We start from the raw sequence: 25,851 nt of genomic DNA, 5'->3' as shown, positions 1-25,851 counted from the left end.
CTCATGGCGTCGGGCTCGCGCAGATTTCCGAAAGCATGCGCAAGCGCCGCTTGGGTTCGCTGACGAACGGGTTGCGCTGATCCCAGGCATAGCCGGCGAGGATCGCGCTGATCATGCGGCGAATATCGGCGGAGCCTTCGCTGTAGAAAATCACGTCCTGGAAAGTGCCGGCGTACCAGCCCTCGACGTAGCAGCGGAAGGTATCGACGCCGCGCTTGAGCGGTTCGGCGAACTCGCTCTGCCAATCCACCTGTTCACCTTGCAGCTGACGATGCAGCACGCCGGCGGCCATGCTTGCCGAGCGCATGGCGATGGTCACGCCGGAAGAAAACACCGGGTCGAGGAATTCCGCGGCGTTGCCCAGCAGGGCGAAACCAGGGCCGTGGAGAGCCTTGACGTTGGCCGAGTAGCCGCCGATGGTCCGTGCCGGCGTGTCCCACACGGCATTGCCCAGTACGCTGGCCAGGCTTGGGGTTTCGTTGATGAAACCGCGCAGGCAGGCATCGAGGTCGTCGGTGCGGCCTTCGAAATGCTCCGCCGCGGCGACCACGCCGACCGAGCAACGACCGCCGCTGAACGGAATGGTCCAGAACCACACGTCACGCTGGGTCGGATGCGTGGTGATGAGGATTTTCTCCCGATCGAATGCCGGGCTGTCGATGCGGTCTTCGATGTGGGTGAACACCGCCTGGCGCGGCGGGAAGTTCGACGGCGCTTCAAGGTCCAGCAGGCGCGGCAGGACCCGGCCGTAGCCGCTGGCGTCAAGGACGAAGTCGGCCTCGACGCGGTACTCGCTGCCGTCTTCGCGCTGCACCCCCAGTTGCGGTTTGACCAGGCTGAAATCGGCGCTGGCGATGGCTTGGCCGTAGCGGATTTCCACGCCTTGCAGCGCCGCCTGATCAGCCAGCAACTTGTCGAAGTCGGCGCGCTGGACCTGGAACGTGGTCGGCTTGCCTTCGCTGAAGGTGTCGCCGAAATCGAAGGCGCTGTAGCGCTCGCCCCAGGCGAATGCCGCGCCATTCTTGCGCTGGAACCCGGCGGCGTTGACCGCCTCGAGCATGCCGGCTTCCTCGACGAAATCCAGGCAATGGGACAGCAGGCTTTCGCCAATGGAGAACCGTGGGAAATGCTGGCGCTCGATGACCAGCACATCGTGGCCCTTGCGCTTGAGCAGTGCGGCGGCGATGGCGCCGGAAGGGCCTGCGCCGATGATGACGACCTGTCGACGTTCCATTTCAACTGTTGGCACTGGGGCTCCTCGCCGGGACGGCAATCGAGGGAATACGGTGAAAGCCGGCCAGGGCCGGCAGCAATGTGGCGAACAACCCCATCAGCATCAGCGCGAAATACAGCGCGGGGCTGATGAGTTGTTGTTGCAGCAGCAGATTGAGAAAGACGATTTCACTCAAGCCGCGAATATTCAGCAGGATGCTTTCCCGAAAGCGGCTGGCACCGGCGAACGAGGCACCGGCCCAACCCAGACCCAGCCAGTTGCCCAGCAGTTTGCTGGCAATCGGCAACAGCAGCAACGCCGCCAGCTGGACCCAGCCGAGGCTGTCCAGGGCGCTGTGCACATTGATCTGGACAATGCCGAACGTCAGGATCAAGGGGATGGCCAGGTAAGTCTGCAACCTGTGCAGCCACTCGGCGCCGAGCGGCAATACCAGCGGCACTTTGAGCGCCGCCATGCACAGCAGGTAGCCGATGCCGGTGATCAGCGCGTTGAGTCGGTAATGTTCGGCCACCACCAGCAGGGCAAAGAACAGGCCACTGTGCAGCAAGGGTTGGCGCAGGCCCGCCAGGCGCAGCAGCAACGGCACGCCGGCGGCGGCCAGCGGCAGCAGCAGGCTGGCCAGGTGCAGGATGCCCTGGGCGAGGGCGAACAGGCTCCAGCAGATCAGGTCGATCAGGATCGCGGTCTGCACCAGGCGGCGGGTCGCGGCGGGCGGGTAGGCGATGTGGCGCAGATACAGATACAGCACGGGTATCGCCGTGATCGCAAAGAGCAGCCCCACCGCCAGCGAGCTGATCCACGGTTGCGGCGGCAGCAGCCAGAACGCGGTCGCCAGGCCGCAGGCAAACGGTACGCCAAAGCTCGGCAGGGCGATCTTCACGCTCTGGCGGTCCAGGCGCGGGTCGATCACATCGCTGAGGATATGCCCGAGCAAGAGGGCGAACGCCAGGCTGTAGAGGTTCTTCAACCACATCGGCGAGACCAGTTGCGCACCGCTGAGGTGCCAGCCCGGCTCGATCCAGAAATACATCAGCAAGGGCAGGCCGAACGTCGCCAGCAACAACTGGCTGACAATCGGGATCAGTCCGCAGCGCCGCCCGACAATCGTCGCCACCGCAAACAGCGCCATCGCCATCAACCAGAACAGCAAGGTCATCATTGCGCCGGCTCCGTAGCGGCATTCGCATGGGCCTGCTGCCCGGCCCACGGCGCCAGCATGAAGCTGAACGCCAGCCCCAGGCTCACCGCGAGACCGAAGTTGCTCACGGCCGGTGTGCTGGACAACGCCAGCAGGCCGAACGACAGCCAGGTGGTGGTCGCCGCCAGCAGCGTGCCGAGCAGGCTCACGGCGGCCCCGCCGATCTGTTCACGCATGAGGATGGCGTAGTCGACCCCGATGGCCGTCACCAGCAACAGGCCGAACAGGCTGAACAGCGTCAACGGCTGCCCCAGCCAGCCGAGGCTCGCCAGGCTGCACAGCGCGGCCAACAGCGGCAGGGCGACGACGCGCAAGGCCCCGCCGACGCCGAACGGCCAGATCAGCACCAGGACGATCAGCACGCAGGACGCCAGCTTCAGTTCGGCGGCGCTGACCTGCGTGGCGGCGAAGACGCGGTTGAGGTCGCCGAGGCGATCCACCAATTGCACGCCGGGCAGATCCACCGCCTGCACGCGGAGCAGCGCGGCATCGTTCAAGCCTTGCAGGCTGACCACCGCCGCCACGCCTTGGCCTGTCGGGCCGAGCCAGAGCATGCGGTAGGGTTCGGCCAGCGGCCCGCTCAGTGCGGCATCGATGTCGGCGGTTGGCAAGGCTTGCAACTGCTTCAACTCTGCTTGCAGCGCGGCGAGCGGCACGCCGAGGTCGAGCAGCGGTTGCCAGAACGCCGGCAACCGCGCCAGGGCCGCGCGGAGTTTTTCCTGGTCGGCGGGTGGGCTGACCAGTTGATTGAGGGACAGGTAGCCCTGGAGTTTTTCCAGGCTGATCAACTGGTCGAGCCGCTCGTTGAGGGCGGTCTGGCGTTCGAGCAACTGTGCTTGATCATCGGCGCGGATCAGGAAGAACTGGCTGGTCGGCTGGAAACCAGTGATGCGCGCGACATCGCGGGCTTCGTCGGTCAGGTGCTGGGGCGTGCCGATCCACTGGCGGATGTCGTTCTTGCTGGTCAGTTGCCAGAGTCCGCCACCACAGAAGGCCAGCAGCAAGGCCAGCAGAATCGGCGTGCGCACCCGGGCCAGCAATGTTTCGCGGCACCTGAGCAGGTTATCGCAGAGGCGTAGCGGCCATTGCGCTGGGCGCAGGTCGGCGTGCTTGAGCAGGGCCGGCAACAGGCAGACCGCTGACAGATAAGCGCCGACCAGGCCGGCGGCAGAGAAGATAGCAATCTGGGTCAGGGCCGGGAAGGGCGTCCAGGCCAGCGCCAGGTAGCCGATGCAAGTGGTTGCCAGGCTCAGGCTCAGGCCCGGCAGGGTCAGGCGCAGGGCCGGCCAGCTGCGCCACGGCTTGAGGCTCCAGCTTTTGGACAGGTAGTGCAGCGGGTAATCCACCGCCACGCCGATCAGGCTCGAACCCAGGACCAAGGTCATCACATGCATGCGCCCGAACAGCGCCACGCACGCCACCGCGCCGAACAATATGCCGACCAGCACCGGCACGAACGCCAGCCACACGGCAAAGCGTCGGAACGCCAGCAACAGCAGCACGAGGATGCCGACCGTCGCGCCCCCGCCGACCCAGGTGATCTCGCGCGAAGCCTGTCGCTGGCCACTGGCGGCATACAACAGGCCGCTGGCCGCCAGCAATTGGCCCTGAGCCTGGCTGGCGTGATCACGGCTGCGTTGCAGCAGATCGGCGACTTGCAGCGGCAGGTGCATGTCGAAGGCATTGCCCTGGGTACGCGCTCGCAGCATTACCCAATGCTTGCCATCGGCTTCGGCGATCAGCGCGCCGCTGCCCACGTCCAGTTGTATCGCGCCGCGTTGTGGCTGGCTGTTCTGGATACGCCCGGTCAGGCCGAGCCAGTCGTCCTGGCTGGGCACCAGGCTGAAGCCGCTGAACGGGTCGAACAGAGCCTGTACCCGCTGCTGGATAAACGCCTGGGGCTGCTCGATCAACTGTTGCCGGTCGACGGCCGAGAGCATCGCCAAGCGGCCATCCAGCAACTGCGAACGAAGCGCCGGCAAGTCGGCCTGGAGCGTCCATTGGACCTTGTCGAACAGCCCGCTGGCCTGCCATTGCTCGCCGAGGGTTTGCGCCAGGGCGATGGCCTGCTGGCGATCGGCGTGGCCGACCAGCACCAGAACCTCGCGATTGAGCGGTTCCTGCATGCGCTGTTCAGCGACAAGTTCCAAGGCGTCCGGGGACGTGCCCGGGACCAGTTCCATGAGATTGGCCGACAGCGGCGCACCGTTGCGCCATTGCCAACCGGCGAGTGCGAGCACCGCCAGCAGCAGGACCAGGAACAGCCGTGGCAGCCTGCGTTCACTCGGCAAAGTCATGTTGCTCCGCTTCGCTCAAGGGTTGCGCGCCGGTAGCGTCCTGCATTCGCAGTACAGTGCTATCACCCTGGGTTTCCAGCAGTTCGATGCGCTGGACCAGTTCGCCGCCGTCGATATTGATCTGCTTGAAGACTTGTTTAAGCAATACCGAGCGTGGGGTCAGGGTGAGTTTCCACTGCTGTGGCTGGCCCGACAGGCTCAGCTCGAAATCCCGCTGCAAGCCGCTGCTGTCGCCCTGCAATACCGCCAGGAACAGGCGGTTCTGCTCGGCGCCGGCGCTCTTGTTCGGCAGCATCTGCCAGGCGTTGCCATCGCGCCGGGCGATACCTTTGGCCGTGATGCGGTAGTCCTGTTGCAGCGGGGTTTGCAGCAGCCACAGCAGGCCGAGGTTTTTCGCCAGCACGAAGCGGCCCTTGCTGATCAGCGGCTGGGGCAGGGCGCGCAGATGTTTTTCCTGGATGAACTGGCCGTGGATCACCTCCAGGCGGGCCAGTTGCTCGCTCAACTGCTGCAGGTCGAACGCCTGGGCCAGCGGCGCCAAGCCACACAGCAGCAGCCAGATGAACAGGCGTTTCATGACAGTTTCCTCTCGACGGCTTCGACAAATACCCGAGGCGAGGCCAGCAGCATTTCACGGCTGGCCATGTCCACGGCCACCTGCACCGAACTCGCCCGGGTCAGGCGTTCGCCGGTGGCGGCGTCGCTGATCAGGTAGTTGATCTTCAGCCGGTTCTCCCACTCCACCAGGCTGGCGCGTACGGTCAGGGCCTGGCCGAACACCGCGCTGCGCACATAGCGCAACTGCAAGTCGATGATCGGCCAGGCATGGCCGGACTCGAGCATATCGTTGTAGTTGTGGCCGATCAGGTCGAGCAAGGCGCAGCGGGCCACTTCGAGGTATTTGATGTAGTGGCCGTGCCAGACCACGTTCATCGAGTCGACGTCAAAAAACGGCACCACGATCCGGGTGTCAACGTGCAGAACGCCCTGGCTACGCATGCAGCCTCCAGTGTTGCTCGGCGATGCGTTGCAGGCACAGGCGCAATTCGCCTTCCAGGGCGCGATCTTCGATGACCGGCGGGAAGTCTGCGGCCAGTTGCCGGTGCATGGCGGCCAGCGCTGGCGGCAACGGTCGCGCATCGTCGGCGCGACTGCGCAGCCACACGCCTTGGTTAGCCGCCAGCAAGGTCGCGGCGGCCACCTGTTCGGTCAGCTCCAGCACACGGATCGCGTCCCGGGCGGCGATGGTGCCCATGCTGACCTTGTCCTGGTTGTGGCATTCGGTGGAGCGCGAGAACACGCTGGCCGGCATGGTGTTCTTCAAGGCTTCGGCGGTCCAGGCGCTGGTGCCGATCTGCACGGCCTTGAAGCCATGGTTGAGCATCGCCCGCTCGGCGCTGGCACCGGACAGGTTGCTCGGCAGGCCATGGTTGTAGCGCTCGTCCACCAACAGTGCGAGCTGGCGGTCGAGCAGGTCGGCGACGTTGGCCACCAGGTTTTTCAGACTGTCCATGGCAAAGGCGATGTGCCCGCCGTAGAAATGCCCGCCATGCAGCACGCGCTCGGCTTCGGCATCGATGATCGGGTTGTCGTTGGCGCTGTTGAGCTCGGTTTCGATGAACGAACGCAGCCAGCCCAGGCTGTCCGCCAACACCCCTAGTACGTGGGGGGCGCAGCGCAGGGAGTAGCGATCCTGCAGGCGATGCAGCGGCGCGGTCGGCGCGTCGATGGCCAGATCCTTGCGCAGCCACGCGGCGACCTGCATCTGGCCCGGGTGGGGCTTGGCGGCGAACAGGCGTTCGTCGAAATGCTCCGGGTTGCCTTGCAGGGCGACGACATTCAGCGCGGTGATCCGGGTCGCCAGTTGCAACAGGTAATCGGCGCGGGCGAAGGCCAGGCAGGCGAGGCCGGTCATCACCGCGGTGCCGTTCATCAGCGCCAGGGCTTCCTTGGGTCGCAGCACCAGCGGCGTCCAGCCCAGTTCGCGGTGCACGTCGGCGGCCAGCCGGCGCTCGCCACGGAACAGCACTTCGCGCTCGCCGGACAGCGTGGCGGCGACATAGGACAGCGGCGTCAGGTCGCCACTGGCGCCCACCGAGCCTTCTTCCGGAATCAACGGCAGGATGTCGTGTTCGAGGAAGGCCTGGAGCCGTTCCAGCAGTTCCACTCGCACTCCTGACACGCCGTGGCACAGCGACTGCAGCCGCGCGGCCAGCACGGCGCGGGTAGCCTGGGCATCGAGCAGCTTGCCCAGCCCGCAGCCGTGGAAGGTGTACAAGTGCCGCGGCAAGGCTTCGACATGGTGCAACGGCACGGCCACCACGCAAGAGTCGCCGTAGCCGGTAGTCACGCCATAGATGACGCCTTCCTTGTCCAGCAACGAGTCGAGGAATTGCGCACCCTTGGCGATGCGCTGGCGGAACGCCGGGTCAGCCTGCAATTGCGTCGGCGCCTGGCGGTTGGCCAGGGCCCGCACGTCTTCGATGCGTAAGGCGTGTTCGCCGAAGGTTACCGGCTCAGGAATGGGCTTGGTCATCGGTCTTCCAGAAAGGGTAGAAGTTGAACCACTGTTGTGGCGCCTGGAGGCAATATTGCGCCAGACGGGCGGCGTACAGGCCGGCCCAATGGGCGATCACCTGTTCGCGCTCGTTGCGTTTCCACACCACGGCATCGGCGAACGGTTCGAGGGTGACGCGATAACGTCCCTCGTGCTTGAGGCACATCAGCAGGTTGACCGGGCATTTCAACAGGCCGGCCAGCAGCCAGGGGCCTTGCGGGAAGGCGGCCGGGTGCCCCATGAAATCCACCGTCACGCTGCGCCCGCCATGCAGCGGCACGCGGTCGCCGGCGATCGCCAGCCATTCGCCGCGCTCCAGGCGTTCGCTCAGTTGCAGCATGATCAGCGGGTCCAGCTCGCTGACCTGGATCAACCGCAGGTGCGTGGCGCCGGCTTCGCCGAGCAAGCGATTGAACTGCTCGGCGTGCTTGGTGTGCACCAGCACGTTCATGGTGACTTTCTCGCCCAGTTCGGCCAGGGCCCGGCACATTTCCAGATTGCCCAGATGCGCGCCCACCAGCATTTGCCCACGGCTGTCGCGCAGGTGATTGCGCAGCAGCGCCGGGTCGACGATTTCGATCTGCTCGATGCTCAGCTTGCCGTTCCAGACGTCGAGTTTGTCCAGCAGCGAATCGGCAAAGGCCATGAACTGTCCGAACACTCGGCGGTGCGTCGGGCGCAGCTCGGGCTGACGGCTCCAGTCGGCGAGCCGCTGCTGGTACTGCCACGCCGCTTGCCGGGCGCTGCGCCCGAAAACGAAGAAATACAGGACGATGCCGTACAGCACCGGCGTGAGCAGCCTTCGGCCAAGGACCTTCGCAGCCAACGCGGTGAGTTTCATCAACCAGAAACTGCCGCGTTCCTGGCGGTCTGCCCAGTGCTGTTTGTCTGTGCTCATGCTCGCCACCGCCGCCAGAGAATCACCGGCAAGCGCACCAGCATGCCGAAGAACAACCGAGTGTGCATGCGTGAAATCAGCACGTTGTCGTGGAACAGGCGAAAGTGCGAAACCCCGTCCAAAGGGTAATGCACGCGGGTGCGCAACCAGCGCATCGGCTGGTTGCGCCAGGACAGGCGCACCAGGATGTCCGAATCGAAGTCCATGCGCTTGCCGATGTTCGCCGAGTCGATCAGTGCCAGGGTGGGGGCCAGGGGATAGACCCGGAAGCCGCACATCGAATCGCGGATCTGCAGGGACAGGCTGTTGATCCAGACCATCACGTGAGTCAGGTAGCGTGCGTACAGGCGCCCCTTCGGCACGCTGGCGTCGTACAGCGGATAGCCGCAGATCAGCGCGTCCGGGTGGGCGCGGGATTGCTCGATGAAGGTGCGCACGTCACCAAGGTCGTGTTGCCCATCCGCGTCGACCTGCAAGGCGTGGCTGAAGCCCAGCCGCGAAGCCTCCCGCAGGCCGGTCATCACTGCACCACCCTTGCCCTGGTTGACCGCCAGCCGGACCAGGTGAACCCGCTCGTGCCCGGCCAGTTGCTCCAGCACCGCCGCGCAGGCCGGGCTGCTGGCGTCGTCCACCAGCACGCAGGGCAAACCGTTGCCGAGCAACGTCTGCACCACCGTCGCGATGGCGGTTTCGTGGTTATAGACCGGGATGACGGCGCAGGGGTTATGCATGCGGTATGTCTCGGCGGCTGAGAAGCCTTTTGTGGCGAGGGAGCTTGCTCCCGCTCGGTTGCGTAGCAACCGCCAAAAAAGCTAGGGCGGCTGCGCCACCCAGCGGGAGCAAGCTCCCTCGCCACAAGGGCACTGCTGTGCAATCAATCATTGGTTGGCCCCAACACAACCCGCCCACTGGAGCACGCCGCGGTGTCATTGCGATAGGTGAAATACAACTTGCCGCGCTCGCGATCGAAGCGCAGGTGCAGCTGGATTTCATCGCCGGGGCGCACCAGTTGCTGGAATTTCAGCACTTCCATGCCGACGAACCGCGGCGGCAACTCCATCAGTTGGCGGCCCAGGTTCAAGGCCCAGTCCACCTGCACCACGCCAGGCAGGACCGGCGCGGTGGGAAAGTGACCGCTGAAGTAGGCCAAGTCTGGCGGCACGGCCAGGCGCAGGTTCCATTCGCCGTCGGTCTCGCCTTGGTCGAGCACTTCAGGCGCCTTTGGACGTGGCGCCATCAGCAAAGCTTCGACCTCGGCCTGGGCCAGTTTGCCCTGGGCGTTGAACGGCAGTTGCCGCAGCCAGCGCCAGCGTCGTGGCAGGGCCAGGGTTTCGCAATGTCCGCTCAGGTGCTGGCGCAGGGCCTCGGTCATGGCTCGTCGGCCCAGGTTGCGCAAGGCACGCAGGCCGGTTTCGCTGAGCACCAGCAGTGCGCCGAGAGAAGCACGATTTTCCTGGACCACCCCTAGCCGTGCTTCGCTGACCCAGTCGTGGGCCGTCAGCGCCTGCTCCAGCATTGGCAACGAGATACGTTTTTCTTCAAGCTTGACGATGCGATCCAGGCGGCCGAGCAATTCGAAGCGCCCATCCTCAGTGATACGCACCGCGTCGGCGCTGTGCTCGACGTGGCCGCTTGGGAGATAAGGCGAAGCAATCAGCAGGGCACCGTCACTGTCCTGGCCCAGTTCGACGCCGGCAAAGGGTCGCCAGAGGTCGCCGCCCTGACGCCAGGCGATACCGCCGGTTTCCGAGCTGCCGAACACTTCCGTTGGCCATTGTCCCAGGCGTTGTTGAAGGCTGCGGGCTGCTTCGGCCGGCAGTGCGCCGCCGGAGGAGAACACCCGGCGCACGCTGCTCAAGGCCGGCCAATCGAGGTTGTCGCCCATGCGCTTGAGCAGCGCCGGGCTGGCGACCCAGGCAAATGCCGGATGCTCGCGACTGGCGCGCTGAAGGTCTTCCGGGAAAGCCAACTGCCGGCGCACGAAGGTGCGTCCGGCGCATAACGGCCACAGCACCCGGAACAGCAGACCGTAGATATGCTGGGTGGCGACGCTGCCGATCATGCAGGCCTGCGGACCGAGGTCGGTGCCCCACAATTGCTCCAGCGCCTGGACTTCATTGCTCAGCTGGCGCAGGGTTTTCTCGATGCGCTTGGGCTCGCCACTGGAGCCGGAGGTGCACAGGGTCAACCAGCACTGATCGAGGTCCAGTTCGGCGGCCTCCAGCGGCGCCTGGCGGATCTCGTCGGGCCGGGCGTCTACGGGCAGGTCGGTCAGCCACAAGTCGACATCGGCCGACCAACGCTGGCGGGTTTGCGCTTGCAGGTCGGCGGGCAGCAGCACATGCGCCCCGGCGCGCCAGGCGCCGAGCAGCGCCACCGCGAGGTCGGCGGCATCTTCGAAGTGCACGGCCACGCGCCGGATGCCTCGGGCCTGCAGGCTTGCGGCCAGGCACAGCGCGTTGTCGCGCAGTTGCGAGTGATTCAACGCCGGGGCGACTGCAACAACGCGGTCCGGCTGGGCCTCGAGCAGCATCTGCTCAAGCGATATCCAATTCATGGGCGGCCTCTTACCCGTTGTCGTATGAGCCATTCAATGGCAAACATCAGGCCCATCAATCCGTAGGAAATCAGGCCGGTGTACAACATCCACCAGCTCAGCGGCGCCCAAAGCGTCAGGACCGCAGCGAGCACACCGTTACACAGGAAAAACACACTCCAGGCCACTGTCACCTGGCGGGTGTAGATCACCGCGCTGGCGGGCAACTGCGGTTCGCGCAGGCGGGCCAGGCGTTCAACCATCGGCGGGCCATATTTCAGGCTCAGGGTGAACAGCCCGAGCATGAACGCGCTGATCAGCACCGGATACCAGCGCAGCAGGAGCGGGCTGTCGAACACCGCGAGCAATACACAAAAGGTAATCGCCGAGGCCGCCATCCAACGATTGCCGGGGTTGCCTTTGCCGAGCAACGCCCGGGCCAGCCACAGGCCACCCAATAACAGCCCGAACTGCCATGGAGCAAAGTGCTCCATGCCGAAATACACCGCGAAGGGGTACAGCAGGCCCGCCAGCAGCAGGCCGAGGCCAATCAGCCGGCTCATGCGGCCGGTTGGACCAGTCGATAGACCGCCTCGACCACGTCGTTGACGGTGCGCACCGACTTGAATTCTTCGGCGGCAATCTTCTTGCCGGTCTGGCGCTTGATGTGGTCGATCAGGTCGACCGCATCGATGCTGTCGATTTCCAGATCCTGGTACAGGTTGGCTTCCAGCGTCACGCGATCGGGCTCCAGCTCGAAGAGCTCAACCAAGGCATCACGCAGAATGTTGAAAATGTCGTCACGAGTTTGCATGGTCCGGTCTCAGGCGCTTTTTGCAGTGACGAAGGCCGCAAGGCTCGCCACGTTGCTGAAATGGTTACGGGTGTCCTTGGCGTCGGCGTCGATCTTGATGCCGTACTGCTTCTGGATCGCCAGGCCGAGCTCCAGGGCATCCACCGAATCCAGGCCCAGGCCTTCGCCGAACAGGGTCTGGTCGTCGCCGATGTCGTCGACGGTGATGTCTTCCAGGCCAAGGGCGTCGATGATCAGCTGTTTGATGTCACGGTGCAGATCGCTCATCTTCGGCGAGCTCCTTGATGTAATAGTGATGCAGAAAATCGTTGAGCCGGCGCGAAGCCTGCGGCGGGGGGCCAAGCGCGGTGAAGGCTTGTGGGTCTATATCGGCCCCTACGCGAAAACTGAAGTGAACGCGCCGCTGGGGGATGCGATACCAGGGTTCGGCCTTGGTCAGGGTGGTGGGGCTGACCTTGATCGTCACGGGTGTGAGGATCTTCGCGCCCCGCAGGGCGATGGCCGCGGCCCCGCGATGAAAGGCCGGCGCCTGGCCTGGCTGGGTGCGCGTACCTTCGGGAAAGACGATCAGGCATTGGCCGTCCTGCAGCGCGTCGCTGGCGGCATCGAGCATGTCCATGCTGCCATCGTTGCTGATGTACTGCGTCGAGCGCAGCGGGCCACGGGTGAAGGGATTGGTCCAGAGACTCTGCTTGACCACGCAGTTGGCATCGCGCACCAGCCCGATCAGGAACACCACGTCGATCAGCGAGGGGTGGTTGGCGATGATCATCTGCCCGGGCCGGCCGAGTTTTTCCGCGCCGTCGATTCGATAGGTGAGCACGCCGGTACGGGCCATGAACCGGATGAAGAACCAGAACAGACGTCCAACCGTGCGGCGGGCCCGTTGCCGATGGACCGTGGGATCGCCGGGTAACGCACTGAGCAACGGGAACACCACCAATCGCAGGCACAGCCCGCCCAGCCCGAAGAGGGCGAAGCTTGCAGCAGTTGCGAGCAGGCGCCAGTAGTAGGCGTCGCGATGTTTACCGGTCACCGGTTGCGTTGCCAGGTCCATAGACGATTCTTCCAGGCATGTTGGCAGGTGGTGTCGTTTTCCAGCAGCTTACGCAGCAGATCCAGGGCATGGGGCCAGTCGCTGCCGGGCATCGGTGTCGGCGGGCTGGATAATTCAAGTTGCCAGTCGTCGCCCGAAGTCAGCAGGAGCCCCAGCGCGTAGGGAAACGGCACATCGTTGACCCACGGCGCGTACACCTGCGGTGGCTGCTCTTCGGTAATTACCAGCAACACCGCCGGCGCACCCTCGTTCAGCAGCGCGGCGGCCTCCAGCATGCCGTGCTCCAGGCCGTCGCCGGTGGCGGCGAGGGCGGTCATCTCGCTGGTTTCGCCACGCATGATCGACCACAGGCCAATGACGGCGTTATGCACCGACAGGCTGAACTGTGTCGGCGATAAAGGCTGGTCGGCTGCCAGGTCCTTGAGAATCTCAAAAGTGCGCGGGGTTTCGCCGTGACGGGAAATAAAGACCAACGGCAGGTCCGGTCGACCTTCGGCCAGTGGCCAGGCGACGCTGAACGCCATGCGCGCCAGGCGGCTGAGTCGGCGGCGCTGCATGGCGGGCAGGAAGGACACGTCGGGGGCCGCATCGCTGATGGGCGGCACGGCCGGTTGTCGACTCCATGCCTGCCAATCGTCCACGCTTTCGAGCCCAGGGGCCCATGCGCGCCATTGGGCGATGTTGAAATTGATCACAGACTCATCCCACCCCTGCGGGCTTTTTCTTGTCACGGTTCAGTGGCTTGACCCGCGCCCAACCCTGCATGGCCTTGCGGCCCAAGTGACGCGCATTATCCCGGTGCGGTTGGCTTGTAGCAAATGCTGGTTACATTTTGTCCAGAGAAATCCGTCGGCTGGTCAGCCCCGGCTCGGGCATGGCCATTATTGCGGTTGTGTCGAGGTTGTCTGTCGGACGCTTCTGTCACTTTGTAGGGGTATTGACGCTCGGTTGTCCGAAAAAGCCACCGACACTGTAATCCGTCCATGACCGAGGTAGCGAAGCGGCGCCTTGGCCTACTACACTCGGGAATCTTTGATACACGGAGGTTTTGTCATGCGGCGTGTGGTGTTCAATCAGAAAGGTGGCGTGGGCAAGTCCAGCATCGCCTGCAATCTGGCGGCGGTCAGCGCCAGCGAGGGTTATCGCACGCTGCTGGTGGACCTGGATGCCCAGGCCAACTCCACTCAATACCTGACTGGCCTGACCGGCGATGACATTCCCATGGGAATCGCCGACTTCTTCAAGCAGACCCTGTCTTCCGGGCCCTTCTCGAAAAAGAACAAGGTCGATATCTACGAGACGCCCTTCGACAACCTGCATGTCATCACTGCCACGGCAGAACTGACGGATCTGCAGCCCAAGCTTGAGGCGAAACACAAGATCAACAAGCTGCGCAAGCTGCTCGAAGAGCTCGACGAGGACTACGACCGGATCTACCTGGATACACCGCCAGCCCTCAACTTCTATGCGGTTTCGGCGTTGATCGCGGCTGATCGGGTGCTGATTCCTTTCGATTGCGACAGCTTCTCACGTCAGGCGCTGTATGGCCTGATGGCGGAAATCGAAGAGCTGAAGGACGACCATAACGAAGGCCTGGAAGTCGAAGGCATCGTCGTCAACCAGTTCCAGGCCCGCGCCAGCCTGCCGCAGCAGATCCTTGATGAATTGATTGCCGAAGGCTTGCCGGTACTGCCGGTGTACCTGAGCAGTTCGGTGCGCATGCGTGAGTCGCACCAGGCGAGCCTGCCGCTGATCCACCTGGACCCGCGGCATAAGCTGACCCAGCAGTTCGTGGAGTTGCATAATCTGCTGGAAAACGCCGACTGACTGGCTTGCACAAGTCCACAGTGCTGAGGTCAAATCCCCTGGCCGCGCAACCAACTCATCAACTGCGGCAACGGAAACGCCCCGCTCTGCCGGGCAACCTCCCGACCATCCTTGAACAGAATCAGGCTGGGAATCGAGCGAATCCCCAGCTGGGCCGACAGTTGTTGGTTGGCCTCGCTGTCGAGCTTGGCCAGTCGGCATTTACCCGCCAGCTGCGCGGCGGCCTGTTCGAACACCGGCGCGAAGGACTTGCACGGACCGCACCAGTCCGCCCAGACATCCACCAACAGCGGCAGGTCGCCCTTGATCTGGCTGGCGTAGTCGCCTTGCTTGAGTTCGAACGGTTCGCTCAATAACACCTGGGCCTTGCAACGTCCGCACTTGGGCTGGTCGCCCAGGCGTTCGGCGGGGATGCGATTGAGGCCGTTGCAATGAGGGCAGGGGATCAGCATCGGGTCAGTCTCCTGTAAGTCGTTGGCACAACACTATACGCAAACCACAAAAAAACCTGTGGGAGCGAGCCTGCTCGCGAAGGCGGAGGATCAGTCAGAAAATGATCGACTGTCGGACCGCTTTCGCGAGCAGGCTCGCTCCCACAGGGCATATCGGTGTGGCCGTTACTTCGCGCTGGTCAGCGTGTTGTAGCTGGTCATCAGGTTGCGATAGTCCGGGATGTGGTTAGAGAACAGGGTCGCCAGACCTTCCACATCGTTGCGCCAGTCGCGGTGCAGTTCGCAGGCCAGGCCGAACCACGTCATCAATTGCGCGCCCGAGGAGGACATGCGGTCCCACGCCGATTGGCGGGTCAGTTCGTTGAACGTACCGGACGCATCGGTCACCACGAACACCTCGAAACCTTCGGCCAGGGCCGACAGGGCCGGGAAGGCTACGCAGACCTCAGTCACGACACCGGCGATGATCAATTGCTTCTTGCCGGTGGCCTTGATCGCCTTGACGAAATCTTCATTGTCCCAGGCGTTGATCTGGCCAGGACGAGCAATGTAGGGAGCGTCCGGGAACAGCGTCTTGAGTTCTGGCATCAGCGGGCCGTTGGGGCCGGTTTCGAAGCTGGTGGTGAGGATGGTCGGCAGTTGGAAGTACTTGGCCAGGTCAGCCAGGGCCAGCACGTTGTTCTTGAAACGGTCCGGGTCGATGTCGCGCACCAGCGACAGCAGGCCAGCCTGGTGGTCCACCAGCAGAACGGCGGCGTTATCTTTGTCGAGACGGTTGTAGGAAGTAGTCATGGCGTAGTCCTCTAAGTTTGGCTGCCGATCGTTCGGCGTGGGTAAGGGGTTTTGATATCGGTAAGTCAGTGATCCATCTGGCCGAAGCGCCGGCTTCAATCCGTGTTGCGTTTCGATGGGTAAAGATTAAAACCGACACCTTTGTCGCGCCAGACTGCAAAAATCAGCCTTAGCGTTCTATTTGGAGAACGATGCGATTTGCCATTCATCAGATGAGCCGCACGCCCAGCCCGCCAGAAACTCAAAAACACCACAACGTACATTTGCGAACCCGGAGGTCCCATGAGCAATCCTCAAGACCCAACCCTTTCCCAGGCGCTGGACAACCCAAACGACGACGGCTTCGTGCTTGGCACCGCCGGCCGCGACGAAGACCCGAACGCCGCCACGGCCTATGCGACCGATGACCGCCACGATCGTGATGAGCTGACCCCGGAAGACGCCCGCGGGATGCCGGGGTATCCCGACGAAAAAAAGCCGGCGGAACCGGCGGCGGAAGAAGCGGAATCGGGAATCGAGACGCCTGAGCAGGGGAACGATAAGGCGGGGTGAGCAGGGCTCATATCTGCTGACATTTACTCCTCATACCTGAAGCTTTTGGCGACTAGGCTGGAAATCGGCAGTAGTTGACCGTCTGTCTAACTGGCGCATCGCAATTTGCGATACGCCAGTTTCGTGTTTAACTTCCCTCATAGCAAAGTGCGATAAGGATGTTGCGTGCATGTGATTACTGAGAAGCGCATCTGGGAGGCCAAGGAAAAATGGCCACATTCAGCGAGCGCGTTGGATCAATGGTATCGGTTAATCAAACGCAACCATCCGACGGATTTTGCGGCGCTGAAAAAGCTGTTTCCGGCAACCGATAAGGTCGGTCCGCTGCACGTATTTGACATCGGTGGAAACAAGCTGCGGCTGATTGGGGTGATTCATTACCGTCACCAGCGCCTCTACATCAAATGCGTGCTTGACCACCGAGAATACGACAGAGGCAAGTGGAAGGAGGAAAGGGAATGAGTGCACTGATAGAACAGGCGGCTGCCCATTGGGAGTTCGTATCGCCTCTGCTTCGAAAGCCCAAGAGCGAGGTAGATTACGATCGTCTGGCTGGCGCTCTTGATGAGCTATTGGAGCGGGTTGGAGAAGACGAAGCACACCCGCTCATGAGTCTGGTCGAGATCATCAGTGAATGGATTGAAGCCTGGGACCATCAACAGCGGCCAATGCTCGAGGCAAGTGGTGTCGAGGCGCTTCGTTATCTGATGCGCGAACATGGCTTGAACCAAAGCGACTTGTCAGGTGTAGGCGCCCAATCGGTGGTCTCGGAGATACTGAGCGGCAGGCGTCAGCTCAACTTGCGGCAAATCCGCTGGCTGGCAGAGCGCTTCGGTGTCTCGGTTGAAACTTTCATCTGATGGACTCCCAGGTGGCTTACGACGAGCAGCTGATCTCCAGGTGCTTGCCCCATTCCGGCGGCCTTTCGGCGTAGCTGTCCATGCCCGGTTGTTCCTCGAACGGACGGGACAGTACGCCGTGCAGGCGGCGGACTTCTTCGTAGTCGCCTGATTCGGCGGCGTCGATGGCTTTCTGTGCCAGATAGTTGCGCAATACATACAACGGATTGACCGCGTGCATGCGGGCTCTGCGCTGGGCTTGATCGACAGCGCCCTCGCGATTGACCCGAGCGACGTAAAGCTCGCCCCAGGCATCGAAACCGTTGAGATCGACAAAGTCATCGCGCAAGCGGGCGACGGCTTGTTCGGGCGCGTGTTCGCCCAGGCGACGGAAAAACAGGCTGTAGTCGACGCCGCTGTTCTGCATCAGTTGCAGCAGGCGCTCCACCAGTTTCTGGTCATCGTCCTCGGCGCGGGTCAGGCCGAGGCGGCGGCGCATCAGGTCCAGGTAATGGGCCTGGTACAGCGGCAGATACAGGCCGAGGGTTTCGCGCAGGGCGTCGACGCTGATGAAGGGGGTCAGGGCCTGGGCCAGGGCGCTGAGGTTCCACTGGCCGATGGGCACCTGGTTGCTGAATGAATAGCGGCCCTGGTCGTCGGAGTGGTTGCAGATGAAGTTGGCGTCGAAGTCGTCGAGGAAGGCGAAGGGGCCGAAGTCGAAGGTGATGCCCAATATCGACATGTTGTCGGTATTCATCACCCCGTGACAGAAGCCGTAGGCCTGCCATTTGGCGATCAGCTCGGCGTTGCGTTCGACAATCTCCCGATACATCGCCAGGTACGGTTCCGGCTGCTCCCGGCATTCGGGGAAATGCAGGTTCAGCACGTGCTCGGCCAGGGCTGCGTGCAACTCCGGTTTCTTGGTGTAGTAGAAATATTCGAAATGCCCGAAGCGCACATGGCTCGGCGCCAGGCGCAGCACCATGGCGGCGCGCTCCTGCTTTTCGCGCCATACCGGGGTGTCGGAGCCGATCACACACAGCGCGCGCGTGGTCGGGATGCCCAACGCATGCAAGGCTTCGGAGGCGAGGAATTCGCGGATCGAGGAGCGCAGTACCGCCCGGCCGTCGCCCATCCGTGAAAACGGCGTCTGGCCGGCGCCTTTGAGGTGCAAGTCCCAATGCTCGCCGGCCTCGTTGTACACCTCGCCCAGCAGCAACCCGCGGCCATCGCCCAGTTGCGGGTTGTAGTGGCCGAACTGATGCCCGGAATACACCATGGCCCGAGGCTCGGTTTCGGCCCAGAGTTTGTGGCCGCCGAAAATTTCGGCAAACAGTGGCGTCTGTGCTTCGGCCGGATCCAGGTCAAGCAGCGCCATAGCGGCCGGGCTGGCAACCACCAGGCGCGGATTGTCGATGGGCTCCGGCAGCACGTGGGCCGAGAAACCGTCACCGAGGCGGGCGAAACGGTTATCGAAAGTCAGCGTTTCCAGTGTTTTCATGGCCATCTCCGACGGGGCGCCCGCAGGCATCCCGCGATCAGTCGAGTGTCTGTTGCGGTGGCTCCGGAACGGGCTTGATGCTGGCTACGGTCGAGGGCACAGGCCCGAGGGTCTTGTGGTCGGGTTCGGCGGGCACCAGTTTGTATTCCTGGCCTTGCAGGTTCTTCAGATAGATCTCCATCTGACGGAACGAGATGTTAATATGTTCCTTCTTGAATTCCCGGTTGATGAACCGGTTGATCTCGTCCAGCACCGGGTTGCGGTCGCCGAGGTCGCGTACGTGCATGCGCAACTCGTGGTCCAGGGTGCTTTCACCGAAGTTCAGGAAGTACACGATCGGCTCAGGCTCCTTCAGCACGCGCGGGTTATCGCGGGCAGCCTTGAGCAGCAGTTCGCGAACCCGATCCAGGTCCGAGCCGTAGTCCACGCCGAGTTTCAGGGTTACCCGGGTCACGGTGTCGGTCAGCGACCAGTTGATCAATTGCCCGGTGATGAAGGTCTTGTTCGGGACGATGATGTCCTTGCGATCGAAATCGGTGATGGTGGTCGCGCGAATGCGGATCTTGCTGACCGTGCCCGACAGGTTGCCGATGGTGATGGTGTCGCCGATCCGTACCGGGCGCTCGAACAGGATCATGATGCCGGAGATGAAGTTGGCGAAGATCTCCTGCATGCCGAAGCCCAGGCCCACCGACAGCGCGGCCACCAGCCATTGCAGCTTGTCCCAGCTCACGCCGAGTGTGGACAACGTCGTGACAAAGCCGACGCCGGCGATGACATAGGACAGCAGCGTGGTAGTGGCGTAGGCGCTGCCCTGGGCCAGGTTCAGCTTCGACAGCACGAACACTTCCAGCAGGCCCGGCAGGTTGCGCGCCAGGGCGAAGGTGATACCGATGATGATCAGCGCGCCGAGCATGTCGCCGATGCTGATGGGCACCATGCTCATGTTCACGCCGGTGCCGCTGGTGTATTCGTAGAGGGTGATGTTGTCCAGGTAGGAGAACACGCTGATCAGGTCTGACCAGACCCAGTACAGCGCGGCCATGAAACCGCCCAGCAGGGCCAGGCGGATCAGGCGTAGTGACTGTTCGTTGACCTTCTCGATGTCCAGGGTCGGCTCCTCGACCACCGTTTCACCGTCGCCGACCTCCTTGGCCGCCTGGCGCTTGGCCAGGGCGCGCTGGTAGGCCAGTCGCCGGGCCGCGACTGACAGGCCGCGCACGAAGGTGGCTTCGATCACCAGCCAGAACATCAGCAGGTACAAGGTATTGATCAAGCGATCGCTGAGTTTCAGCGCGGTGTAGTAGTAGCCGAAGCAGACAGCGACGAACAATGCGATCGGCAGCGCGGTGAACAGCACGCCGACGGCCTTGCGAAACAGCGAGGCGTTGGTGTGCGTCGGGCTGCTGAGCAGCAGTCGGCTGAGCAGCCAGGCCATCGAGGCGTAGCAGGTCAACACCACCGGCATGCCGAGTACGTCATCGGCCAGGGCCGACGGCTGCAACTCTGCCACGGCAACCACCGCCACCAGGGCCAGCACCACCAGGCCAAGTCGACGGATCCAGGCCTGGAGGAATTCCACCTGGGGTTTTTCCCAGCGGAAATGCAGCTCTGCGACGCCGCCGGGAGAGAGGATGCGATAGGCGGTATAGAACACCAGCCAGGCTTGGCCGATCTGCAACAGCGCGGCCCCAAGGTTGGTGTTCTGCCCACGGGCGTCGATCTGCAAGGCATAGCCGCACAGCGCCAGCGCCAGCGCAACCGGCATCGCCAGCAGGATGTTGATCAGGATCGCCTGGGGCGTGTGCCACTGGCTGTCGCGCTTGAAGTGTCCGACATCCTGGTGAACCTTGTTCAAGCGCGCATAAAGATTCTTGCGTCGCCACAGCAGCGCACCGATCAGCAGTGCCAGGGGCAGGAACAGCAGCGGCCGCTGGGTCAGGCCGTCGGCCAGCTCACTGAGGCTCGACGCCCAGGGCAGCGAGTCGACCTGCTTCTCCAGGCGGGCCGGCACGCCACGCATCCATTCGAAATCCAGCGGTTTGTTGCTGGGAATCCAGAACATCTGTTCTTCGAGCGTTGCGCGCAGGTTCTGGGCGGTACTGAGCAGCTGCTTCTGGTTGAGCTGCAAGGTGATGGATTCGTTGAGCACCGCGCTCAACTCACGGTTCAGCCGCTCCAACAGGTCGACGCGGGTCAGGGCCAGCTCCAGCAGCGTCTTGCGCAGTTGCGGCGTGACCTGCTCCGAAGGCTGGGACGCCAGCAGGCTGTCGACATAAGCGCTTGGATTGTTCAGCAGCTCGCGTTGCTGACTGACCTCGAACTGGTACAGGCGGATGTCGGCGATCTGGTCGGCGAGGTTCTGGTCCAGTTTCAGGTGTGGCAGGGTCTGGCGCTGCTTGTAGAGAATCTTGGAGAGCAGCAGGCTGCCCTTGAGCACGCTGATCTGCTCATCCAGGGCGGCGTCGGTCTGGGTGACGCTATCGAGCAACTGCTTGGTCTGCAGGTTCTGCTGGGTGACCTCGTTGAGCCGGTCGGTGCTCTTGAGCAGGTAATCGGAGAGCTTCAGGTTGGCCGAACTTTCGGTTGCCAGCAGGCTGCTGCCGCCGGCCTTCTGCGCTTCGATGGATTGCTGGGTCACCGTTTCCTGGGACTGGGCCAGGCGCTTCTGGTTGATCAGGTTCTGCAGGTCCTGGATCTCTCGCTCCATGCGGTCGATCTTTTCCGACAGCAAGTCATGCTGGCTGTTGCCCAGGTCTTGCAGTTGGCTGTTGCCGGCCAGCTCCTGGCGACGCAATGGAATCAGCGCGTTGAGGGCCGCCAGTTCAGCATTGAGCTGGTCGCGCTGTTCGGCGCTGAGGGCCTTGCCGGCGTCCCGGCCGGCCTTGAGGAGGGTGTTGATCTGCTGGATGCGGGTCTGGCTGGCGGAAATTTCCGCCTGGGCGCGCTCGGGGCGGGTCTGGGCGGTGATCACCAGGCTGTTGGCGTCGGCCAGGGCCTTTTGCAGGTCGCTCTGTTGGGTGGAGCGCTCCGTCAGCATCTGCTCAAGTTGAGGAATCGGCAGGTTGGCGTAGCGCTGCGCCACCGGCACCACATTGGTTCCCTTGAGCCGCGCCAGCTCGCGCTGGTTCTCGATGTTCTGCTTGGGGGCGTTGGCCAGTTGCTGCTTGAGGGCTTGCAGCTTCTGTTCGTAGTCGGCCTTGTTGCTGAGCTGGGTCAGGGTGTTCTGCAACACGGCCTGCAAGGCTTTCTGGTCGGCCTCCGGCAGTTTGCGGTCGGCGATCTTGTCCAGGCTGGCCTGGACCGAGGCGCTGGTAGGCGGTTCGGCGGCGTGCACCGTGCAGATGGAAAGACTCAGGCCGAGCAGGGCGATGGCAAAAAAGGAGCGCAGGGTAGGCATAGAGACCGGTCAAGCAAGTGAGAGTGGGAGCAGTTTAGAGGAACAAGCCGGGGCCCGGGCGACTTCCTTCGGGGAATCTGACGCCCACTTTGCCGATCTTGTTCCCGTCCATGGCCGCGACGGTCCACAGGGTACTGTTCCACTCCACCTGGTCGCCGACCACCGGAGCCCCCCCGACTTTCTGGGCGATGAAGCGGCCCAGGGACATGTCCGGATCGATGCCGTCGAGTTGCAGCCCGTACAGCGCCGCGACCGCGGCCAGCTGGGCGTCTCCTTCGAGTACGAAGTCGCCGAAAAAGCGTAGATCGAGGCCCCGTTGCGGTGCTTGGCTGAACAGTTTTCCCAGGGCCGGCAAGTCGTGTTCATGGCCGATTACACACAGCAGATCACCGACTTCCAGGACCGTACTACCCGACGGATGGAGCAGTTGCTGGCCACGGAACAGGGCCGCAATACGGGTTCCGTCAGGCATTTTCAGATCCCGAAGCGGCGAACCGATGCACCACTTTTCCGCACCGAGGCGATAGATGAACAGCTCCCACTCGCTGGTGACGTGAACCTCCAGCGCTGCGCGGGAAATCGGCAAAGGCTCCGGCGGGACGGTCACGTGCAGAAGCTTGGCGACCCACGGCAGGCTTGTGCCCTGCACCAGCAGCGACACCAGCACGATAAAGAACGCCAGGTTGAAATAGAGCTGCGCGTGAGGCAAACCGGCCATCAGCGGGAACACCGCGAGGATGATCGGTACCGCGCCGCGCAGGCCGACCCAGGAAATGAACACCTTCTCGCGACCGTGGAAAGCCTTGAACGGCAACAGCCCGACCATGACCGACAGCGGGCGCGCGAAGAGGATCATCCACAGGGCCAGGCCCAGGGCGGGCAGGGCGATCGGCAGCAGGTCATGGGGCGTGACCAGCAGGCCCAACACCAGGAACATGCCGATCTGCGCCAGCCAGGCCATGCCATCGAGCATATGGAGGATGCCGTGGCGACTGCGTATCGGGCGGTTGCCGATCACCAGGCCGCACAGGTACACGGCCAGGAAGCCGCTGCCGTGCAGGGCGTTGGTCAGGGCAAACACGGCCAGGCCGCCGCTGATCACCAGGATCGGGTAGAGGCCGTTGGCAAGGTTGATGCGGTTGACCAGTTGCAGCATCAGCCAGCCGCCACCCAGGCCGATCACGGCGCCGATACCGAACTCGCGCACCAGATGCCCCAACAGGCTCCACTGCAGGCCGGTTTCACCGCTGGCGAGCATGCCGATCAGGGTAACGGTGAGGAACACCGCCATCGGGTCGTTGCTGCCGGACTCGATTTCCAGGGTGGCGCTGACCCGTTCGTTGAGGCCTTTGCCACCCAACAGCGAAAACACCGCCGCAGCGTCGGTGGAGCCGACGATCGCCCCGATCAGCAGGCCCTGGATCAGGTTCAGGTCGAATAGCCACGCCGCCGCCAGGCCGGTCAGCCCGGTGGTGATCAGCACGCCGACGGTGGCCAGCGACAACGCCGGCCACAATGCCACGCGAAAGCTTGAGACCCGCGTGCGCAGGCCGCCATCGAGCAGGATCACCGCCAGAGCGAGGTTGCCGACCAGGTAGGCCGTGGCGTAGTTGTCAAAAAGAATACCGGCACCGTCCACGCCGGCGACCATGCCCACGGCGAGGATGATCACCAGGATCGGGATGCCCAGGCGCGACGAAAGAGAACTGACCAGGATGCTCGCACTCACCAGCAACGCGCCGATCAAGAACAGGCTGTTGATGGTCGTCGCAGTCAAAGGCAGTACTCCGGAATCTTGAGGGGGCAGGCGCAAACTGACCATGCAGTCTGCGTGCCAGCGATTCTAACCTGTTGAAATGTGATGCTGTCAAAAAAGGTTGGGATCGGCGTATGTGCACCGGATCCAGAGAGGGAAACACCGTGGCGAGGGAGCTTGCTCCCGCTCGGCTGCGAAGCAGTCGTCGCTTTTAAAGACAGGGCCGCTGCGCAGCCCAGCGGGAGCAAGCTCCCTCGCCACAAAAGCGTGGGTCGCTCACAGCTTGTGAGCGACCCACGGCGGTCAGAGGCTGAACCGCCCGACCATGCTGTTCAGGTCCACGGCCAGGCGCGACAGTTCGGCGCTGGCGGCGGTGGTCTGGTTGGCGCCGGTGGCCGACTGCACCGACAGGTCGCGGATGTTCACCAGGTTGCGGTCGACTTCACGGGCCACTTGGGCCTGTTCCTCGGCGGCACTGGCGATCACCAGGTTGCGTTCGTTGATCTCGACGATGGCGGTGTTGATGGTGTCCAGGGACATCCCGGCGCCGCGGGCGATGTTCAATGTCGACTCGGCGCGTTCGGTGCTGTTGCGCATCGAATCCACGGCCTGTTCGGTGCCGCTCTGGATGCTGCCGATCATGCGCTCGATCTCGCTGGTCGACTGCTGGGTGCGATGGGCGAGGGCGCGTACTTCATCGGCTACCACCGCAAAACCACGACCGGCTTCACCGGCGCGGGCCGCTTCAATCGCGGCGTTCAGTGCCAGCAGGTTGGTCTGGTCGGCCAAGCCACGGATCACATCGAGCACTTTGCCGATATCGCGGGACTCATCGGCCAGGTTGCCGATCAGCGTGGCGGTGCTCTGTACGTCGGCGCTCATGCGTTCGATGGCGCTGACGGTTTCCTGCACCAGGTCACGACCGTCACCCGCCGAAGTGGTGGCGTTCTTCGACGCTTCGGAAGTGCTCACGGCGTTGCGGGCGACTTCTTCCACGGCGCTGGTCATTTCGTTGACCGCTGTGGCGGCCTGCTCGATTTCGTTGTTCTGCTGGGTCAGGCCCCCGGGCACTTTCGTCGGTGACGCTGTTGAGCTCTTCGGCGGCGGAGGCCAGTTGGGTGGCCGAGCCGGAGATCCGCTGCAGAGTGTCGCGCAATTTCTCCTGCATGGTCGCCATTGCCCGCAACAGGCGGCCGGCTTCGTCGCTGCCATCAACTACGATCGGCCGGGTCAGGTTGCCCTTGGCGATTTCTTCGGCAGCATCCAGGGCGTTGGCGATCGGCCTGGTGATGCTGTTGGTCAGCAGCCAGGCGAACAGCAGGGTCAGGCCGGTGGCGACGATCAGCAAGGTGACGACCCAGGTGAAAGCCGTCGAGTACTGTTGGGCGGCACCCTGGTTGAGCATTTCGGCCTGGCGATTGTTGATTTCCATCAAGCGGGTGACCGCCGCGTTGATCGCGTCGGAGTTGCTCAGCAATTCAGTGTTGAGCAGCGCTTGCAATTGATCGAGCTGGTTGTTGCGCGACAGGGTTTTCATCCGCTCTTCGAGCTGACGGTACTGATTCAGCAACTGTACGTATTGCTCATAAGCGGCGCGTTCGTCCGGGGCGCTGATGAGTTTTTCGTACTCGGTCTGCGCCTCGCGGATCTGCTGGTTGCGTTGCTCGAACAGCTCATAGGTTTTCTGCTGGACGTCCGGTTCCCGGTTGGTCAGCAGGCGATAGGACAAGACGCGAAGGCGCAGGGTGAGCTGGGTGAACTCATCCAGGGCCTTGATGCTCGGGACGCTGTTCTGGACGATGGTTTCGCCCGAAGCGCGGATCTTGCTCATCTGGCTCAGGGCAAATACACCCAGGGCCAGCATCAGGGCGCCGATCAGGGCAAACCCCAGGAACGCCCGCGGCGCGATGTTCATATTACGTAGGGACATGGAAGTTACCGTGAAAAAGCGCGTCCGTGCGGGGCTGTGACTGGTTTCCTGACTTATCGGTCTGGCGACTGAAGTCTTGAGGGCGCTGCGTGCTTTTGTCGCACGCCATCGGGGTTGGCGCGACGAAGGGTCGGAACCAGATTTCGCCATCACAGTCTTTACAGCTCGCGAGCGGAATACCGCTGCCTTCTGAGTCGTGGCGCCGACGGTG

Annotated in this window: 25 protein-coding genes; 4 read left to right on the top strand and 21 right to left on the bottom strand. The window is 63.2% G+C overall.

Going from position 1 to position 25,851, the window contains the following annotated elements; translation table 11 throughout:
- Position 1: 1 nt before the first annotated feature.
- From PSH78_RS24265 to PSH78_RS24200, 14 genes are all read right to left on the bottom strand, one after another.
- Entirely contained in the window at positions 2–1,249 is a 1,248-nt protein-coding gene (locus tag PSH78_RS24265; RefSeq protein ID WP_305497331.1) for an NAD(P)/FAD-dependent oxidoreductase, read from the bottom strand.
- Positions 1,236–2,393 carry a sodium:proton antiporter gene (locus tag PSH78_RS24260; protein WP_305497330.1) on the bottom strand — a complete coding sequence of 386 codons (1,158 nt, stop codon included), beginning with the start codon at positions 2,391–2,393 and terminating at the stop codon, positions 1,236–1,238. Before PSH78_RS24260 ends, PSH78_RS24265 begins: the two co-directional genes overlap by 14 nt.
- Positions 2,390–4,729: an MMPL family transporter gene (locus tag PSH78_RS24255; RefSeq protein ID WP_305497329.1), complete on the bottom strand. Its 2,340-nt coding sequence runs from the start codon at positions 4,727–4,729 to the stop codon at positions 2,390–2,392. The genes PSH78_RS24260 and PSH78_RS24255 overlap by 4 nt, the downstream gene beginning before the upstream one ends.
- A complete protein-coding gene (locus tag PSH78_RS24250; protein ID WP_305497327.1) occupies positions 4,713–5,306 on the bottom strand; it encodes an outer membrane lipoprotein carrier protein LolA in 594 nt (197 codons plus the stop codon). The genes PSH78_RS24255 and PSH78_RS24250 overlap by 17 nt, the downstream gene beginning before the upstream one ends.
- Complete coding sequence (locus PSH78_RS24245; RefSeq protein WP_305497325.1) at positions 5,303–5,728, bottom strand: thioesterase family protein; 426 nt, start codon at positions 5,726–5,728, stop codon at positions 5,303–5,305. Before PSH78_RS24245 ends, PSH78_RS24250 begins: the two co-directional genes overlap by 4 nt.
- Positions 5,721–7,265: a histidine ammonia-lyase gene (hutH, locus tag PSH78_RS24240; RefSeq protein ID WP_305497323.1), complete on the bottom strand. Its 1,545-nt coding sequence runs from the start codon at positions 7,263–7,265 to the stop codon at positions 5,721–5,723. Before hutH ends, PSH78_RS24245 begins: the two co-directional genes overlap by 8 nt.
- Positions 7,246–8,184 carry a glycosyl transferase gene (locus tag PSH78_RS24235; RefSeq protein ID WP_305497321.1) on the bottom strand — a complete coding sequence of 313 codons (939 nt, stop codon included), beginning with the start codon at positions 8,182–8,184 and terminating at the stop codon, positions 7,246–7,248. Before PSH78_RS24235 ends, hutH begins: the two co-directional genes overlap by 20 nt.
- Positions 8,181–8,915 carry a glycosyltransferase family 2 protein gene (locus PSH78_RS24230; protein WP_305497319.1) on the bottom strand — a complete coding sequence of 245 codons (735 nt, stop codon included), beginning with the start codon at positions 8,913–8,915 and terminating at the stop codon, positions 8,181–8,183. Before PSH78_RS24230 ends, PSH78_RS24235 begins: the two co-directional genes overlap by 4 nt.
- 143 nt (positions 8,916–9,058) lie before the next feature.
- Positions 9,059–10,741 carry an AMP-binding protein gene (locus tag PSH78_RS24225; RefSeq protein WP_305497317.1) on the bottom strand — a complete coding sequence of 561 codons (1,683 nt, stop codon included), beginning with the start codon at positions 10,739–10,741 and terminating at the stop codon, positions 9,059–9,061.
- Entirely contained in the window at positions 10,738–11,283 is a 546-nt protein-coding gene (locus tag PSH78_RS24220) for a hypothetical protein (RefSeq protein WP_305497316.1), read from the bottom strand. Before PSH78_RS24220 ends, PSH78_RS24225 begins: the two co-directional genes overlap by 4 nt.
- Complete coding sequence (locus PSH78_RS24215) at positions 11,280–11,534, bottom strand: acyl carrier protein (protein WP_305497314.1); 255 nt, start codon at positions 11,532–11,534, stop codon at positions 11,280–11,282. Before PSH78_RS24215 ends, PSH78_RS24220 begins: the two co-directional genes overlap by 4 nt.
- 9 nt (positions 11,535–11,543) lie before the next feature.
- Complete coding sequence (locus PSH78_RS24210; protein ID WP_305497312.1) at positions 11,544–11,801, bottom strand: phosphopantetheine-binding protein; 258 nt, start codon at positions 11,799–11,801, stop codon at positions 11,544–11,546.
- Positions 11,782–12,591: a 1-acyl-sn-glycerol-3-phosphate acyltransferase gene (locus PSH78_RS24205; protein WP_305497310.1), complete on the bottom strand. Its 810-nt coding sequence runs from the start codon at positions 12,589–12,591 to the stop codon at positions 11,782–11,784. Before PSH78_RS24205 ends, PSH78_RS24210 begins: the two co-directional genes overlap by 20 nt.
- Entirely contained in the window at positions 12,567–13,286 is a 720-nt protein-coding gene (locus tag PSH78_RS24200) for a beta-ketoacyl synthase chain length factor (protein ID WP_305497308.1), read from the bottom strand. Before PSH78_RS24200 ends, PSH78_RS24205 begins: the two co-directional genes overlap by 25 nt.
- Positions 13,287–13,644: 358 nt before the next feature.
- Between PSH78_RS24200 and PSH78_RS24195 the strand changes: the two genes are divergently transcribed.
- Entirely contained in the window at positions 13,645–14,418 is a 774-nt protein-coding gene (locus tag PSH78_RS24195; RefSeq protein ID WP_305497306.1) for a ParA family protein, read from the top strand.
- 29 nt (positions 14,419–14,447) lie between these two features.
- Here the strand turns inward: PSH78_RS24195 and trxC are convergent, their stop codons facing one another.
- Together trxC and ycaC are read right to left on the bottom strand one after the other, a co-directional pair.
- Positions 14,448–14,870 carry a thioredoxin TrxC gene (gene trxC / locus PSH78_RS24190; protein ID WP_305497305.1) on the bottom strand — a complete coding sequence of 141 codons (423 nt, stop codon included), beginning with the start codon at positions 14,868–14,870 and terminating at the stop codon, positions 14,448–14,450.
- 165 nt (positions 14,871–15,035) lie between these two features.
- Positions 15,036–15,662, bottom strand: coding sequence for an isochorismate family cysteine hydrolase YcaC (ycaC, locus tag PSH78_RS24185; protein ID WP_123345256.1), 627 nt, complete (start codon positions 15,660–15,662; stop codon positions 15,036–15,038).
- Between the two features lie 282 nt (positions 15,663–15,944).
- Here ycaC and PSH78_RS24180 point away from each other — a divergent pair, with 282 nt between their 5' ends.
- The 3 genes from PSH78_RS24180 (at position 15,945) to PSH78_RS24170 (ending at position 17,074) form a co-directional block, all read left to right on the top strand.
- Positions 15,945–16,214, top strand: coding sequence for a hypothetical protein (locus tag PSH78_RS24180; RefSeq protein WP_305497301.1), 270 nt, complete (start codon positions 15,945–15,947; stop codon positions 16,212–16,214).
- A gap of 165 nt (positions 16,215–16,379) precedes the next feature.
- Positions 16,380–16,676, top strand: a complete 297-nt coding sequence (locus PSH78_RS24175; protein WP_305497300.1) for a type II toxin-antitoxin system HigB family toxin — start codon at positions 16,380–16,382, stop codon at positions 16,674–16,676.
- Complete coding sequence (locus PSH78_RS24170; protein ID WP_305497299.1) at positions 16,673–17,074, top strand: type II toxin-antitoxin system HigA family antitoxin; 402 nt, start codon at positions 16,673–16,675, stop codon at positions 17,072–17,074. Before PSH78_RS24175 ends, PSH78_RS24170 begins: the two co-directional genes overlap by 4 nt.
- Before the next feature lie 16 nt (positions 17,075–17,090).
- Here the strand turns inward: PSH78_RS24170 and selO are convergent, their stop codons facing one another.
- From selO to PSH78_RS26775, 5 genes are all read right to left on the bottom strand, one after another.
- Positions 17,091–18,554 carry a protein adenylyltransferase SelO gene (gene selO, locus PSH78_RS24165; RefSeq protein ID WP_305497298.1) on the bottom strand — a complete coding sequence of 488 codons (1,464 nt, stop codon included), beginning with the start codon at positions 18,552–18,554 and terminating at the stop codon, positions 17,091–17,093.
- 37 nt (positions 18,555–18,591) lie between these two features.
- Positions 18,592–21,954 carry a mechanosensitive channel MscK gene (gene mscK, locus PSH78_RS24160; RefSeq protein ID WP_305497297.1) on the bottom strand — a complete coding sequence of 1,121 codons (3,363 nt, stop codon included), beginning with the start codon at positions 21,952–21,954 and terminating at the stop codon, positions 18,592–18,594.
- Positions 21,955–21,988: 34 nt separating this feature from the next.
- A complete protein-coding gene (locus tag PSH78_RS24155; RefSeq protein ID WP_305497295.1) occupies positions 21,989–23,731 on the bottom strand; it encodes a potassium/proton antiporter in 1,743 nt (580 codons plus the stop codon).
- Positions 23,732–24,013: 282 nt separating this feature from the next.
- Positions 24,014–24,718, bottom strand: coding sequence for a methyl-accepting chemotaxis protein (locus PSH78_RS26780; protein ID WP_370871026.1), 705 nt, complete (start codon positions 24,716–24,718; stop codon positions 24,014–24,016).
- Entirely contained in the window at positions 24,636–25,640 is a 1,005-nt protein-coding gene (locus PSH78_RS26775; RefSeq protein WP_370871025.1) for an MCP four helix bundle domain-containing protein, read from the bottom strand. The genes PSH78_RS26780 and PSH78_RS26775 overlap by 83 nt, the downstream gene beginning before the upstream one ends.
- Positions 25,641–25,851: the final 211 nt, after the last annotated feature.

This window comes from Pseudomonas sp. FP198 (genome assembly GCF_030687895.1).
Lineage (GTDB): Bacteria > Pseudomonadota > Gammaproteobacteria > Pseudomonadales > Pseudomonadaceae > Aquipseudomonas.
This window is presented reverse-complemented; position numbering and strand designations above follow the sequence as displayed.

Bases quoted from the DNA above. Each gene is read 5' to 3' on its own strand.
- PSH78_RS24260 (WP_305497330.1), bottom strand. From the start codon at position 2,393: ATGATGACCTTGCTGTTCTGGTTGATGGCGATGGCGCTGTTTGCGGTG.
- PSH78_RS24255 (WP_305497329.1), bottom strand. From the start codon at position 4,729: ATGACTTTGCCGAGTGAACGCAGGCTGCCACGGCTGTTCCTGGTCCTG.
- PSH78_RS24250 (WP_305497327.1), bottom strand. From the start codon at position 5,306: ATGAAACGCCTGTTCATCTGGCTGCTGCTGTGTGGCTTGGCGCCGCTG.
- PSH78_RS24245 (WP_305497325.1), bottom strand. From the start codon at position 5,728: ATGCGTAGCCAGGGCGTTCTGCACGTTGACACCCGGATCGTGGTGCCG.
- hutH (WP_305497323.1), bottom strand. From the start codon at position 7,265: ATGACCAAGCCCATTCCTGAGCCGGTAACCTTCGGCGAACACGCCTTA.
- PSH78_RS24235 (WP_305497321.1), bottom strand. From the start codon at position 8,184: ATGAGCACAGACAAACAGCACTGGGCAGACCGCCAGGAACGCGGCAGT.
- PSH78_RS24230 (WP_305497319.1), bottom strand. From the start codon at position 8,915: ATGCATAACCCCTGCGCCGTCATCCCGGTCTATAACCACGAAACCGCC.
- PSH78_RS24225 (WP_305497317.1), bottom strand. From the start codon at position 10,741: ATGAATTGGATATCGCTTGAGCAGATGCTGCTCGAGGCCCAGCCGGAC.
- PSH78_RS24220 (WP_305497316.1), bottom strand. From the start codon at position 11,283: ATGAGCCGGCTGATTGGCCTCGGCCTGCTGCTGGCGGGCCTGCTGTAC.
- PSH78_RS24215 (WP_305497314.1), bottom strand. From the start codon at position 11,534: ATGCAAACTCGTGACGACATTTTCAACATTCTGCGTGATGCCTTGGTT.
- PSH78_RS24210 (WP_305497312.1), bottom strand. From the start codon at position 11,801: ATGAGCGATCTGCACCGTGACATCAAACAGCTGATCATCGACGCCCTT.
- PSH78_RS24205 (WP_305497310.1), bottom strand. From the start codon at position 12,591: ATGGACCTGGCAACGCAACCGGTGACCGGTAAACATCGCGACGCCTAC.
- PSH78_RS24195 (WP_305497306.1), top strand. From the start codon at position 13,645: ATGCGGCGTGTGGTGTTCAATCAGAAAGGTGGCGTGGGCAAGTCCAGC.
- trxC (WP_305497305.1), bottom strand. From the start codon at position 14,870: ATGCTGATCCCCTGCCCTCATTGCAACGGCCTCAATCGCATCCCCGCC.
- ycaC (WP_123345256.1), bottom strand. From the start codon at position 15,662: ATGACTACTTCCTACAACCGTCTCGACAAAGATAACGCCGCCGTTCTG.
- PSH78_RS24180 (WP_305497301.1), top strand. From the start codon at position 15,945: ATGAGCAATCCTCAAGACCCAACCCTTTCCCAGGCGCTGGACAACCCA.
- PSH78_RS24170 (WP_305497299.1), top strand. From the start codon at position 16,673: ATGAGTGCACTGATAGAACAGGCGGCTGCCCATTGGGAGTTCGTATCG.
- selO (WP_305497298.1), bottom strand. From the start codon at position 18,554: ATGAAAACACTGGAAACGCTGACTTTCGATAACCGTTTCGCCCGCCTC.
- mscK (WP_305497297.1), bottom strand. From the start codon at position 21,954: ATGCCTACCCTGCGCTCCTTTTTTGCCATCGCCCTGCTCGGCCTGAGT.
- PSH78_RS26780 (WP_370871026.1), bottom strand. From the start codon at position 24,718: ATGACCAGCGCCGTGGAAGAAGTCGCCCGCAACGCCGTGAGCACTTCC.
- PSH78_RS26775 (WP_370871025.1), bottom strand. From the start codon at position 25,640: ATGTCCCTACGTAATATGAACATCGCGCCGCGGGCGTTCCTGGGGTTT.